This is a genomic window from Brevundimonas naejangsanensis DSM 23858 (genome assembly GCF_000421705.1).
Taxonomy (GTDB): Bacteria; Pseudomonadota; Alphaproteobacteria; order Caulobacterales; family Caulobacteraceae; genus Brevundimonas; species Brevundimonas naejangsanensis.
Window position 1 is genome coordinate 31,687 of sequence record NZ_ATXN01000007.1, and the last position, 13,239, is coordinate 44,925.

At 68.7% G+C, this 13,239-nt stretch carries 10 protein-coding genes; 3 read left to right on the forward strand and 7 right to left on the reverse strand.

The features are described from left to right. Window positions 1-34: 34 nt before the first annotated feature. On the forward strand, window positions 35-340 hold the full coding sequence (locus H556_RS0113400) for a hypothetical protein (protein WP_024354927.1): 306 nt from the start codon (window positions 35-37) through the stop codon (window positions 338-340). Window positions 341-523: 183 nt separating this feature from the next. On the opposite strand, the gene lpdA is transcribed toward H556_RS0113400, so the two are convergent. The 5 genes from lpdA to H556_RS0113425 form a co-directional block, all read right to left on the reverse strand. Then, entirely contained in the window at window positions 524-1,921 is a 1,398-nt protein-coding gene (gene lpdA / locus H556_RS0113405; protein WP_245559495.1) for a dihydrolipoyl dehydrogenase, read from the reverse strand. A 45-nt stretch (window positions 1,922-1,966) separates the two neighbouring features. After that, window positions 1,967-2,254 (reverse strand): GIY-YIG nuclease family protein, encoded by a 288-nt coding sequence (locus tag H556_RS0113410; protein WP_024354929.1) that lies wholly within the window; start codon window positions 2,252-2,254, stop codon window positions 1,967-1,969. 70 nt (window positions 2,255-2,324) lie between these two features. Next, entirely contained in the window at window positions 2,325-3,980 is a 1,656-nt protein-coding gene (locus H556_RS0113415) for a 2-oxo acid dehydrogenase subunit E2 (protein WP_024354930.1), read from the reverse strand. 1 nt (window position 3,981) lies between these two features. Then, window positions 3,982-5,085, reverse strand: a complete 1,104-nt coding sequence (locus H556_RS0113420) for an alpha-ketoacid dehydrogenase subunit beta (RefSeq protein ID WP_024354931.1) — start codon at window positions 5,083-5,085, stop codon at window positions 3,982-3,984. A 3-nt stretch (window positions 5,086-5,088) separates the two neighbouring features. Then, on the reverse strand, window positions 5,089-6,318 hold the full coding sequence (locus H556_RS0113425; RefSeq protein WP_024354932.1) for a 3-methyl-2-oxobutanoate dehydrogenase (2-methylpropanoyl-transferring) subunit alpha: 1,230 nt from the start codon (window positions 6,316-6,318) through the stop codon (window positions 5,089-5,091). Between the two features lie 148 nt (window positions 6,319-6,466). On the opposite strand from H556_RS0113425, the gene H556_RS0113430 reads away from it, so the two are divergent. Next, window positions 6,467-6,955 (forward strand): Lrp/AsnC family transcriptional regulator, encoded by a 489-nt coding sequence (locus tag H556_RS0113430; RefSeq protein ID WP_024354933.1) that lies wholly within the window; start codon window positions 6,467-6,469, stop codon window positions 6,953-6,955. Window positions 6,956-6,986: 31 nt separating this feature from the next. On the opposite strand, the gene pdeM is transcribed toward H556_RS0113430, so the two are convergent. Both pdeM and H556_RS0113440 read right to left on the reverse strand, forming a co-directional pair. After that, the gene (gene pdeM / locus H556_RS0113435; RefSeq protein ID WP_024354934.1) at window positions 6,987-7,718 is read right to left on the reverse strand and encodes a ligase-associated DNA damage response endonuclease PdeM; all 732 of its coding nucleotides are present in this window, start codon (window positions 7,716-7,718) and stop codon (window positions 6,987-6,989) included. Then, on the reverse strand, window positions 7,715-10,225 hold the full coding sequence (locus H556_RS0113440) for a ligase-associated DNA damage response DEXH box helicase (RefSeq protein WP_024354935.1): 2,511 nt from the start codon (window positions 10,223-10,225) through the stop codon (window positions 7,715-7,717). The genes pdeM and H556_RS0113440 overlap by 4 nt, the downstream gene beginning before the upstream one ends. Window positions 10,226-10,283: 58 nt before the next feature. Here H556_RS0113440 and H556_RS0113445 point away from each other — a divergent pair, with 58 nt between their 5' ends. Then, on the forward strand, window positions 10,284-13,148 hold the full coding sequence (locus H556_RS0113445; RefSeq protein WP_024354936.1) for an ATP-dependent DNA helicase: 2,865 nt from the start codon (window positions 10,284-10,286) through the stop codon (window positions 13,146-13,148). The last annotated feature ends 91 nt before the right edge of the window (window positions 13,149-13,239 follow it).

The window sequence follows — 13,239 nt, forward strand, 5'->3', positions numbered from 1 at the left end:
GGCCAAGGTTCAAATCTCAGAGGGGCTATCACCCATGCGCATCCGCACCCTGACCATCGCCGTCGCCTCGGTTCTGGCGCTCGGCGCCGCCGCCTGCACCCAGGCCGAGCAGAACAAGGCCGAGGCCAACGCCGAAGCCGCCGGCGACAAGGCTGCCGACGTGGCCGCCCAGACCGGAGAAGTCATCGAATCCGGCGCCATGAAGGCCGCTCAGGCTGTCGAAGACGGCGCCGGCAAGGTCGCCGACAAGCTGGAAGACAAACAGGCTCAGGCCGCCGCCGAGGGCCGCCCCGGCGCCGTCGATCCAGCCACCGACACGCGCGTTCCCGCCAAGCACTGACGACGAACGCCAGATACACGAAGGGGCCGCGCGATGTCGTTCGCACGGCCCCTTTTTCTTGCCTCGAGCGGAGCAAAAGACCGCTCCGGCCGCGTCGGGTCGGGAGGTCCCGAAGGGCCGACGATCGCGGCCTGCTCGACTGCGCTCACGCAGCGAGCGACCGCATCGCGAGCGATAGCGTCCTCAGATGTGTATGGCGTGGCCCAGAGCCCGCAGAGACGCCTCGTGGAAAGCTTCGCCCAGGGTCGGGTGGACGTGGATGGTTCCGGCCACATCCTCCAGCACCGCGCCCATTTCCAGCATCTGGGCGAAGCTGTTGGACAGCTCCGAGACATGCTGGCCGACGGCCTGAACGCCCAGCAGACGGTGATCCGACTTGGAGGCGATGACGCGGACGAAGCCGCCGTCCTCGCCCGCCTCGATGGCCAGGGCGCGGCCGATGGCGGCGAAGGGGAAGACCGCCTGGATCACGTCGTCCCGGCCCTTGACGTCGTCAGGGCCGAGGCCCGCCGAGACGATCTCCGGCTCGGTGAAGCAGACGGCGGCGATGGTGGTCGGGTCGAACACGCGATCATGACCGGCGATGATTTCGGCCACGACTTCACCTTGCGCCGAGCCCTTGTGCGCCAGCATGGGTTCGCCGGTCAGGTCGCCGATGGCCCAGACGTTCTTCATGCTGGTGGCGCAGCGATTGTCGATCTTCACGAACGGGCCGTTCATGGCCACGCCCATGTTCTCCAGGCCCCAGCCCTGGGTCCGCGCGCGGCGGCCGACGGTGACCAGCACCTTGTCGGCGTCCAACTGCATCGGGTTTCCGTCCTTGTCGGTGACGTTCAGCTTGCCGTCTCCGAAGCCGCCCGCGCGGGCGCCCAGCAGCAGCTGGACGCCGTGCTTCTCCAGCCATTTGGCGACGGGGTCGGTCAGAGCCTTGTCGTAGAGCGGCAGGATGCGCTCGGCCATCTCGACGATGGCGACTTCGGCGCCCAGCTTGCGGAAGGCGATGCCCAGCTCCAGGCCGATATAGCCGCCGCCGACGACGACCAGCTTCTTGGCCACTTCCGGCAGGCTCAGCGCCTCGGTGGACGAGATCACGTCGCCGCCGAACGGCAGGAAGGGCAGTTCGACCGGCTCCGACCCCGTGGCCAGAATGACGTGCTCGGCGGTAATGCGGATATCGCCGTCGTCGGTTTTCACGGTGCAGGTCTTGGCGTCCGAAAACTCGGCCCAGCCCTTGATGACCTTGACCTTGGCCTTCTTCAGCAGGGCGGCGACGCCCGCGTTCAGCTTCTTGACCACGCCGTCCTTCCACTCGACCGTCTTCGACAGGTCGATGGCCGGGGTCGAGGCGGTGATGCCCAGCGTGCCCGCGTCAGACGCGGCCTTGGCCACCGTCTCATACTTGCCCGCTGCGTGGATGATGGCCTTGGACGGGATGCAGCCGACGTTCAGGCAGGTGCCGCCGAGGCCCGGCGAGGCGTCCACCAGAATGGTGTCCAGGCCGAGCTGGCCGCAACGGATGCCCGCCACATAGCCGCCGGTTCCGGCGCCGATGATCAGGACTTTGGTCTTGAGGGTCTGCATCAAACTCTCCGCTCATCCCCGCGGAGGCGGGGACCCAGGTTTCGGCTACGCGCTCAAAGTCTCGGTCAGATCGCGCCAGCCAGGGTTCATGTCTTCAATCAGCCGCAGCTTCCACTGACGGTTCCACTTCTTGATCTGCCGCTCCCGTTGAAACGCCGCCTCGCGGGTTTCGTGGATCTCGAACCAGACCAGTCTTTCGACCTCATAGCGGGCTGTGAACTTGGAGCCCGCCCTTTCCTTGTGCTGCCAGGCGCGCAGACCGATGTCGTCCGTCGAGCCCGTGTAGAGCGTCCCATTCCGTCGGCTGGCCATGATGTAGGTGAAGAAGGCCAAGGGCGGGGTCCGAAGCTAAAGCCTGGGTCCCCGCCTCCGCGGGGATGAGCGGAAGGAAGAGGCTGGGTTCTTAGTTCATCCACAACGTCGCCGGGTTCTCCAGCAGGGTCTTGATCTTCTGCACGAAGACCGCCGCGTCATGGCCGTCGACGATGCGGTGATCGAAGCTGGAGGACAGGTTCATCATCTTGCGCACGACCATCTGGCCGTTCAGCACCACGACGCGCTCCTCGATCTTGTTCGGACCGACGATGGCGACTTCCGGGTGGTTGATGATGGGCGTGTGCACCACGCCGCCGAGCGTGCCCAGCGAGGTGATGGTGATGGTCGAGCCGGACAGCTCCTCACGCTTGGCGCTGCCGTCCTTGGCCGCGCCCGAGACGCGGGCGATTTCCTCGGCTGTATCGTAGGCGTCGCGCGCCTCGGCGTGGCGGACGACCGGGACCATCAGGCCGTTCGGCGTCTGGGCGGCGATGCCCAGATGGACGGCGTTGTGCTGGGTCAGCACGCCCGCCTCGTCGTCATAGGTGGCGTTGATGTTCGGCTGGTCCTTCAGGGCCACGACGATGGCGCGGGCGATGAAGGGCAGGACGTTGAGCTTGGCCTTCCCCGTGCCCTTGTTCTGGGCGTTCAGGTGGGCGCGCAGCTCTTCCACCGCCGTCATGTCGATGTCCTCGACATAGGTGATGTGCGGGATGCGACGCACGCTCTCGGCCATCTTCTCCGCGATCTTGCGGCGCAGGCCGATGATACGGACTTCGTTGGTTCCCTCGGCCTTGGCGTAGAGCGAACCGCCCGCGGCCGTGGCCGGGGCGAACGTGCCGCCGCGCGCCACGAAGGCGTCCAGGTCGGCGTGCTCGATGCGGCCGGCGGGGCCGTTGCCCGGCACGAAGACCAGGTCGATTCCCAGATCCCGCGCGCGGTTGCGCACGGCGGGCGAGGCCAGCGGGCGCTCGCCGGGCTGGCGGCCGGTCAGGGCGGGAACGGGCCTGGCGTCGGCCTTGGGCGCAGCAGCAGGCTTGGCGGCCGGTGCGGCGACAGGCGCAGGCGCAGGCGCGGCCTTGGCGGCGGGCGCCGGAGCGGCGGCCGGAGCTTCGGCGACATTGCCCTTGCCCTCGACCTTGAAGCTGACCAGCGGGCCGCCGACGGCGATCTGTTGACCGGCTTCGCCGTGCAGGGCGACGACGACGCCGGAGACCGGGCTGGTCAGTTCGACGGTCGCCTTGTCGGTCATGACCTCAGCGAGGATCTGGTCTTCCTGAACCGTGTCGCCGACCTTGACATGCCAGCCGACCAGCTCGGCCTCGGCCGTGCCTTCGCCCACGTCGGGCAGCTTGAAGACGTGGTTCGCGGCGCCGCCCGGCGCAGGGGACACAGGAGCGGCTTCAGCCTTGGACGCTTCGACGGCGACCGGAGCAGGCTCGGGCTCCGCGACGACGGGCGCAGGGGCTGGCTCATCGGCGGCGGCGGCGGCGTTGCCTTCGCCCTCGACCTCGAACTCGGCCAGCGGGCCGCGCACGGCCATCATCTGACCGGGCTCGCCGTGCAGGGCGGTGACGACGCCCGCGACCGGGCTGGTCAGTTCGACCGTGGCCTTGTCGGTCATGACGTCAGCGACGATCTGATCCTCGGCGACGGTATCGCCGACCTTGACGTGCCAGCCGACGAGCTCGGCCTCGGCGGTGCCTTCGCCCACGTCGGGCAGCTTGAAGACGAAACGACCCATCTTAACGGCCTCCCGACATGACGGCTTTCAGCGCGTCGGCGACCCGCTGCGGTCCGGGGAAATATTCCCATTCAAAGGCGTGCGGATAGGGCGTGTCCCAACCGGTCACGCGCGCCACCGGCGCCTCCAGGTGATAGAAGCAGCGCTCCTGCACCAGAGCGCTCAACTCGCCGCCGAAGCCCGAGGTTTTCGGCGCCTCATGCACGATGACGCACCGGCCGGTCTTCTTGACCGAGGCCTCGATGGCCTCGATGTCCAGCGGCACCAGGGTGCGCAGGTCGATGACCTCGGCGTCCACGCCCGCATGCTCGGCGCCCGCCAGCGCCACCCAGACCATCGTGCCGTAGGCCAGAATGGTGACGTCGGAGCCTTCCTTCATCACCCGGGCCTTGCCGATCGGCTCGACGTATTTGCCGGTCGGAACCTGGGCCAGTTCCTGCGCCTTCCACGGGCTGACCGGCTTTTCGTGCCAGCCGTCGAAGGGGCCGTTGTAGAGGCGCTTGGGCTCGAAGAAGATGACCGGATCGTCGTCCTCGATCGCCGCGGTCAGCAGACCCTTGGCGTCATAGGGGTTGGACGGGATCACCACCTTCAGACCGGCGATGTGGGTGAACAGGCTTTCCGGCGACTGGCTGTGCGTCTGGCCGCCGAAGATGCCGCCGCCGTAGGGGCTGCGGATCACCATTGAGGAGGTGAACTGGCCGCCCGAGCGATAGCGCATCTTGGCCGCTTCGGAGACGATCTGGTCGTAGGCCGGATAGATGTAGTCGGCGAACTGGATCTCGACGACCGGGCGCAGGCCATAGGCGGCCATGCCGATGGCTGTGCCGACGATGCCCGTTTCCGAGATCGGAGCGTCGAAGCTGCGGCTCAGGCCGTGCTTCTTCTGCAGGTGGTCGGTGACGCGGAAGACGCCGCCGAAATAACCCGCGTCCTCGCCGTAGGAGACGACGGTCGGGTCTTCGGCCATCTTGACGTCCAGGGCCGAGTTCAGGGCCTGGATCATGTTCATCGGCGCAACGGCGGGCGCGTCCGGGGCGACCGACGCCGGGGCGTTCTTCTGGTCGACCATGTCGGCTTCAATCTTGTCGTTGATCTCGGCCATCACTCAGACTCCTACTTCGCGGCGCTGTTCGACCAGACGCCAGTCCTCGGTCGCATAGACCTCCTCGAACATGGTCTTCACGCTGGGGCGCGACTGGCCGAGCGTGCCGATGGCCTCGGATTCCTTGGCGGCGGCGCGGACCTTCTCGACCGCTTCCTTTTCGGCCTCTTCCTGCTGTGCGTCGGACCATTCGCCGATAGCGATCAGGTGCTGTTTCAGGCGGGCGATCGGATCGCCCAGCGGCCACTTCTCATGCTCGTCGCCGGGGCGGTAGCGACTGGGATCGTCCGAGGTCGAGTGCGGGGCGCCGCGGTAGGTGAACAGCTCGATGATCGTGGCGCCCTGGTTGGTCCGGGCGCGCTCCTCGGCCCACTGGGTCGCCGCCCAGACGGCCAGGAAGTCGTTGCCGTCGACGCGCAGGGCGGGCAGGCCATAGCCGATGCCCTTGGACGCGAAGGTGGTGTCCAGTCCGCCGGCGATGCCCTGGAAGGACGAGATGGCCCACTGGTTGTTGACGATGTTCAGGATGACCGGCGCGCGATAGACGGCGGCGAAGGTCAGGGCCGAGTGGAAGTCGCTCTCGGCCGTCGAGCCGTCGCCGATCCAGGTGATGGCGATCTTGTCGTCACCGCGGATGGCGGAGGCCATGCCCCAACCCACGGCCTGAACATACTGCGTGCCCAGATTGCCCGAGATGGTGAAGAAGCCGTAGTCCTTGGCCGAATACATGATCGGCAGCTGGCGGCCCTTGATGGGGTCTTCGGCGTTCGAATAGATCTGGTTCATCATGGTCGCGAGCGGATAGTCGCGCGCGATCAGAAGACCCTGCTGCCGATAGGTGGGGAAGCCCATGTCCTCGCGGCTCAGGATCATCCCTTGCGCGACCGCGATGGCCTCTTCGCCGGTGCACTTCATATAGAAGCTGGTCTTGCCCTGACGGTGGGCGCGGTGCATCCGGTCGTCGAAGGCGCGCGTCAGGATCATGGCCTTCAGGCCGCGACGCATCGTCTCGGGGTCCAGCTTGGGGTCCCACGGCCCGACGGCCTTGCCCTGATCATCCAGAACGCGGATCAGTCGGAAGGCGTGGTCGCGCATTTCGGCAGGGGCCGTGCTGACGTCGGGGCGGGCGACCGCGCCGGGCTCGTCGAGCTTCAGATGGCTGAAATCAGGCGTGTCGCCCGGCCGGCCCGAAGGCTCCGGGACGCGCAGCGACAGCGTCGGGGTGTTCTTCATCAATGCCTCCCGTCCGGTTGAACCGGCCGCGTTTCCTTATGAAGCAGGGCATAGCATGTCGGCTCAATGTTAGCTCTTCCAAAAACGCTCTTGCCAAATACCGATTTGGGGTATTTTATTGCGCAGAAAGCAAATTCGGAGAAAGCCTTTGGCCGACGAACTCGACCCCATCGACGCGCGCATCCTTGACATCCTTCAGCAGGACGCAGGCCTGTCCGTCGCCGAGGTGGCCGATCGGGTCGGCCTGTCGGCCTCGCCCTGCTGGCGTCGGATCAAGAGACTGGAGGATAGCGGCCTGATACGCAAGCGTGTCACGCTGTTGGACGCCGGACTCCTGGGTCTGGACTTCGAGGTCTACGCCATCGTCAAGCTGAGCCTGCCGACGCGCGACAATCTGCAGATCTTCGAGGAAGCCGTCGAGGGCTGGCCGGAAGTGGTGCAGTGCGCCACCATCACGGGGCGCGAAGACTATGTCCTGCGCATCATCACCACCGACATGCACGCCTTCGACCAGTTCCTGCGCGACAAGCTGCTCACGCTGGGCATCGTCTCCAACTGCGAGAGTCACATCGTCACGCGCGGGGTGAAAAGCGTCACCACCCTGCCCCTGGGCATCATCACGCCCCACGTCGGCTGACCGGCCGAACCGTCCTTGCGCCGTCGCCGCCTCAGCTGAGGCGGTCGAAGGCGACGGCGTGGACCTTGTCCCGCCCCAGCAGGGCCGCCAGCGGCGCGGTCGCGAACAGGGACGCCACCGCCGCATCGCGCACATCCAGCCCCCCGGTGAAGGCGCCGAAGGCGGGCATGATCAGCCGCCGCCCGTCCGTGACGAAACACGGACGCCGCACCCCCCGGCCATAGGCGGCGACGCGCGCGGCGGGGTGCAGATGGCCTGCGACCTCGCCCGGCGCCGGCTCGATCTGGGGTTCGTGGATCAGAAACAGGCCGCCCAGCGCCATCGTCTCGACCACCCGGCCCGGCAACTGGTCCAGGGCGCCGGCCAGAGCGTCCAGATCATGGTTCCCCTCCAGCCAGACCCAGTCGCGCCCGGCCGCCAGCCTCTCCAGCCGCGCCAGCTGGGCGCCGTCCATGCGCGACACCGCTTTTGAATCATGGAAGCTGTCGCCCAGCAGCACGACCATGCGCGGGTCCAGCGCCTCGATCTCAGCTTCCAGCCGCGCCAGGGTTGCGGGGCTGTCATAGGGCGGCAGCATCTGGCCGCGCGCAGCAAAGGCCGAGCCCTTCTCCAGATGCAGGTCCGAGGCGATCAGGGCCTGACGCCCCGGCAGCCACAGGGCGCCGGAACAGCGCAGCACGCAAGGCTCGCCGTTCACCATCAGCTTCAGCCCTCCGCAGGGATGACGGTAGGGCGACAGGGTTTCGCGCAGGGCGTCGTTCACGCCGCCCCTTTCAGCGCCTCAGGCGCGTCTTCCATGACTTCGGCGATCAGGGCTTCGGCGCTTTCATCAAGGATCATCTCAGCCGCATCGCCGCCGACCCGTTCGCGACCGATCTGCACCAGCACCGGCACGCTGAAGGGCGAGGGCCTGTCCAGCGCCTTATGGACGATGCGGCCGTGGATGCGGCTCAGCAGTTGGCCCAACCGCGCCACGTCCAGCAGGCCGGTCGCCGCATCCGCGCGCGCTGTCCTCAGCAGCAGATGGTCCGGCTGATGCCGCCGCAGCACGTCGTAGATCAGGTCGGTCGAAAAGGTCACCTGCCGCCCCGTCTTCTCGGCCCCCGGCTGGCGCTGCTCGATCAGGCCGGAAATCAGCGCGCAGTTGCGGAAGGAGCGCTTCATCATGAAGCTTTCCTCCAGCCAGGCCTCCAGATCGTCGCCCAGCATGTCCGGCTCGAACAGGACGTCCAGGTCAAGGTCGTCCATCGGTCGGATCGACCAGATGGCCAGAGAATAGTCCGTCACCACAAAGCCCAGAGGCCCGACGCCCATCCGGTCCAGCCGCCGCGTCAGCAGCATGGCCAGCGTCGTATGCGCCAGCCGACCCTCGAACGGATGGGCGACCATGAAGTGTCGCGTCCCGCGCGGAAAGGTCTCGACCAGCAGGGTCTGCGCCTCCGGGATGGCGCTGCGGACCGCCTGAAGTTCCAGCCACTCCTGCACGTCGGGCGGCAGGACGCGCCAGTGGTCGCGGTCCTGCACCATGCGCCGCACCCGCTCGGCCAGCGACGTGCCCAAAGGAAATTTCGAGCCGCCGTAGGAGGGAATCTTCGGGTCTTTATCGACGGCGGGCGAGACGAGGGCGTCCGTCTTGACGATGCCCTGAAAGGCCCAGACCTGACCGGCGAAGACGAAGGTGTCGCCCGGCGTCATCTGTTCGAAATACCACTCCTCGGCCTCGCCGATCTTGCGGCCTGCGATCAGGTGTTTGCCGCCTCCTCGCCGCCCGGCGACGCGCACGTTCAGATTGGCGGCCGAAACGATGGCGCCGACGTTCATCCGGTGCCGCTGGGCCATCTGGCCGTTGCGGACGGTCCACCTGCCGTCGCGGGTGCGCACGATGCGGGCGAAGCGGTCATAGGTCCGCAGCGCATAGCCCCCTGTGGCGACCAGATCGACGACCTCCTCGAAGGCTTCATAGGTCAGGCCGCGATAGGGGCCGGCCGTCGTCACCTCGGCGTATAGGTCGGCCAGATCAAAGGGTTCGGAGCAGGCGCATCCCATGACGTGCTGGGCCAGCGTATCCAGCGTGCCGGTATGTTCCGGCTCCCAGTCGAAGGCGTTCTCGGCCACGGCTTCGCGCGCGGCCTGACACTCCAGCATCTCGAAGCGGCTGGCAGGGACCATCAGGGCGCGCGAGGGCTCGTCCAGTCGGTGGTTGGCGCGGCCGATGCGCTGGACCAGACGGCTGGCCCCTTTCGGCGCGGCCAGCTGGATCACCAGATCGACGTCGCCCCAGTCGATGCCCAGATCCAGCGTTGAGGTGCAGACCACGGCCTTCAGGTCGCCACGCGCCATGGCCGCCTCGACCTTGCGTCTCTGCTCGGCGGCCAGCGAGCCGTGGTGCAGGGCGATCGGCAGATCGTCCTCATTGATCGCCCACAACGACTGGAACACGAACTCGGCCTGCCAGCGGGTGTTGACGAAGATCAGGCTGAGCCCTGCCTGCCTGATGGCGTCGTAAACCTCGGGGATGGCGTGGACGCCGGTGTGGCCCGCCCAGGGCACGCGGCCTTCCGACACCAGGACATCCACCACCGGCGGGGCGCCGGGGTCGCCGAGAACGACGCGCACCGCGTCCGGTGTTGCGAGAGACGGCGACAACCAGTCGGCGATCCTGCCCGGATCATCCACCGTCGCCGACAGCGCCACCCGCCGCATCTGCGGCGCGAACGTCTGCAACCGCGCCAGCCCCAGCGCCAGCAGGTCGCCGCGCTTGCCGCTCCAGATGGCGTGGATCTCGTCCAGCACCACGCATTTCAGATCGGCGAAATAGCTACGCGCTCCCTCCCAGGCGCAGAACAGGGCCAACTGCTCCGGCGTGGTCAAAAGGATGTCGGGCGGGAAGTCGCGCTGGCGCTGCTTTTTCGACTGTTTGGTGTCGCCGGTGCGGCTCTCGACGTGGATGTTCAGCCCGATCTCGCGGATGGGCGTCATCAGGTTGCGCTCGACGTCGGTGGTCAACGCCTTCAGCGGCGACAGATAGAGGGTGTGAACGCCCGATCCCGGCCCGGCCTCGGGTCTCGGCCCCCGCTCGGCCAGATCGATCAGGCTGGGCAGGAAGCCCGCCAGCGTCTTGCCTCCGCCCGTCGGCGCCACCAGCAGGGCGTGCTGGCCGGCCTTCGCCGCCGCGACCATGTCCAGCTGATGCCGACGCGGCGACCAGCCCCGACCGGCGAACCAGTCGGCGAACAGAGGCGGAAGCGTTGCAGTGATCGGCGTCGTCACGCCAAGCCTATAACATGTTCCCGTTCCGTTTCGTCACCTTCGACGCTATCTAGCAAAGGTGACTGTCGAATCCGCCGAGATCAGCACCGTGTCGTCCCTGACGTTCGACCTGCCGCCCGCGCTGGCCACGCCGCCGGGGGCCGGCGCCGTGTGCGACGATCAGGGCGCGCGCAAGATCGGACGCGGCGCCGCCGAGGGCCTGTTCACCGGCGGCGACGTCATCGTCGCCCACGCCGGGCTGACAGCACGACGTCTGGGTCTGGCGCCGCCGCCGCGCTCGAGCGAGATGCTGGATGCGCTGGAGCTGTTCGCCTTCGTGCGCCCCGCCCGGTTCTGCGCGCCGTCGGCCACCGGACTGGCGCTGGCGCTGGGGCGCGAGGAGCCGAGAGGGGCCGAGGCGCAGGCCGCCGCCCTGCGCGCCGCCGCCGCCGACCTGCTGGCTGAACTGGCGGCGCCCGCCTATCCGGGACGGGAGGAGGCCTACACGCTGGCCCTGACGCTGGAGCGGGCGGGTTGGGGCTGGGCGCCGCGCGTGCTTCAAGCCCTGCGCGCCGGGCCGTTGCGCGAGCGTCAGCAGCGCGGCTCGGGCCTCGACGTCTGGGCTCGCCTGCAGGAGTGGGAGGACGAGGCGCCGCGCGGCGAGGCCGGGTCCGCCCCAGTCGATTCCGAAAGCGCCCGCATCCGTCTGGACAAGCTGCTGCAGGCCTCGGGTCTGGACGAGACGCGACCCGCCCAATCCGACTATGCGGCCGAGGCCGCCTACGCCTTCTCGCCCCGCAATGAGGAGGGCCGACCGCGCGTCCTGCTGGCCGAAGCGGGGACCGGCACGGGCAAGACGCTGGGCTATCTAGCGCCCGCCAGCTTGTGGGCCGAGCGTAACGCCGGCGCAGCGTGGATATCGACCTACACCCGCGCCCTGCAACGCCAGATCGACCGCGAAAGCCGCGCCCTGTGGCCCGACGAGGCCGAACGACGCCGCAAGACGGTGGTGCGCAAGGGGCGCGAGAACTACCTCTGCCTGCTGAACCTTCAGGACATGGTGCAGGCGGCGCAGCTGGGGAACGGCGACCTGATCGGCATGGCCCTGGCCGCGCGCTGGGCCGCCCACACCCGCGACGGCGACATGACGGGGGGCGACTATCCCGGCTGGCTGCCCGGCCTCTATGCGACGGCGCCCATGCATCAGGCGGGACCGGCCAATCTGGTCGATCGGCGCGGCGAATGCGTCCACGCCGCCTGCCCCCACTATCGCCTGTGCTTCGTTGAAAAGACCATCCGCGCCAGCCGACGGGCCGATCTGGTGGTGGCCAACCATGCGCTGGTGATGACGCAGGCGGCCTTCGACGGCGCCCGCACGGCGCGCGGCCTGAAGCAGGACGGCGAGACGGCGGCGCTGAAGCGCATTGTCTTCGATGAGGGCCACCACCTGTTCGACGCCGCCGACAGCGCCTTCTCAGCCTGCCTGTCGGGGCAGGAGGCGGCCGAACTGCGCCGCTGGATCAGAGGGCCGGAGGGGCGAGGCCGTCGCGGGCGCGGGCTGGAACAGCGTCTGGGCGACCTGACCGCCGACAACGAAGCCGCCTCCAAGGCCCTGAAGGACGCGCTCCAGGCCGCCGCCCAACTGCCCGGCGAAGGCGTGTCGGGCCGCATCGCCCCGGCCTCGGGCGAGGTGAACCCCATCGGGCCGATCGAGCGGTTTCTGGTCGCGGCGCTGGAGCAGCTGCGCGCCCGCGCGGCCGAGAACGGCGGCGCCGAGTTCGGGCTGGAATGCGCCCTGCGCCCCGTCACCGAGCCGGTGCTGGAGGCCGCGCGCGAGGCCGCGCGCGCCATCGCCGCCGTCGAGGCGCCCCTGCTGGCCCTGTCGCGCCATCTCGAAGACATTCTGGACGAGGAGGCGGCCGAACTGGACGGCGCCGCCCGCGCCCGCATCGAAGGCTCGCTGCGCGGACTGGACCGGCGCGGCCGCATGACCCTGCCCGGCTGGCGCTCCATGCTGGCGGCGTTGGAGGAGGGTGGCGACGAACCGGACCCCGACTATGTGGACTGGTTGAGCGCCGAGGCCGCCTTCGGCCGCATCCACGACGTGGCGCTGCGTCGCCACTGGATCGATCCGACCGTGCCGCTGGAGGCGGCGGTGGTCATGCCGTCGCACGGGGTGCTGGTGACCAGCGCCACCCTGTCCGACCCGGCGGCCGAAGATCCCTTTGACCTGGCCCGCCTGCGGACCGGGGCGGCGCGCCTGATCGAACCGGCGCGGACGCTGAAGGTCGACAGTCCCTTCGACTATGCCACCAACAGCCGGGTCATCGTCGTCAACGACCTGGTCAAGGACGACCCGCGCCAGATCGCGGCGGCCATGCGCGAACTGTTCCTGGCGGCGGGCGGCGGAGGACTGGGCCTGTTCACAGCCATCCGGCGGTTGAAGGCGGTCTATGAACGGCTGGGGCCGGAACTGGCGCGCGCGGGCCTGCCGCTCTACGCCCAGCACGTCGATCCTCTGGAGGTCGGGGCGCTTGTGGATGTCTTCAGGGCCGAGCGGGACAGCTGCCTGCTGGGCACCGACGCCGTGCGGGACGGGGTGGACGTGCCGGGGCGGTCCTTGCGCGTTCTGGCCTTCGACCGGGTGCCGTGGCCGCGCCCGGACCTGCTGCACAAGGCGCGGCGCGAGCGGTTCGGCACGGGCTCGGGCGGGCGTTCCTGGGACGACGCCCTGGCGCGCGGGCGGATCGCTCAGGCGTTCGGCCGGCTGATCCGTCGGGCCGACGACCGGGGCGTCTTCGTCATGCTGGACGCCGCTTGTCCGACGCGCCTGTTCGCCGCCTTGCCGCCGGGGACGGAGGTGCTGCGTCTGGGGCTGGCCGAAACGGTGGAGCTGACCAAGGGGTTCTTGGCCTCCTCTTCGTCATCCTCCGGCGAAGCGTAGCGGAGACCGGGGGACCCAGCGGCGCCCTGAGGGCGAAAGCCCACGCGCCGCGCTTGCAGCAAAGATCGCCTTCGGCGCCGCTGGGTCCCCC

What these genes read in the sequence shown, in the direction of transcription:
- H556_RS0113400 (WP_024354927.1), top strand. Translation starts at nt 35, where the DNA reads ATGCGCATCCGCACCCTGACCATCGCCGTCGCCTCGGTTCTGGCGCTC.
- lpdA (WP_245559495.1), bottom strand. Translation starts at nt 1,921, where the DNA reads ATGCAGACCCTCAAGACCAAAGTCCTGATCATCGGCGCCGGAACCGGC.
- H556_RS0113415 (WP_024354930.1), bottom strand. Translation starts at nt 3,980, where the DNA reads ATGGGTCGTTTCGTCTTCAAGCTGCCCGACGTGGGCGAAGGCACCGCC.
- H556_RS0113420 (WP_024354931.1), bottom strand. Translation starts at nt 5,085, where the DNA reads ATGGCCGAGATCAACGACAAGATTGAAGCCGACATGGTCGACCAGAAG.
- H556_RS0113425 (WP_024354932.1), bottom strand. Translation starts at nt 6,318, where the DNA reads ATGAAGAACACCCCGACGCTGTCGCTGCGCGTCCCGGAGCCTTCGGGC.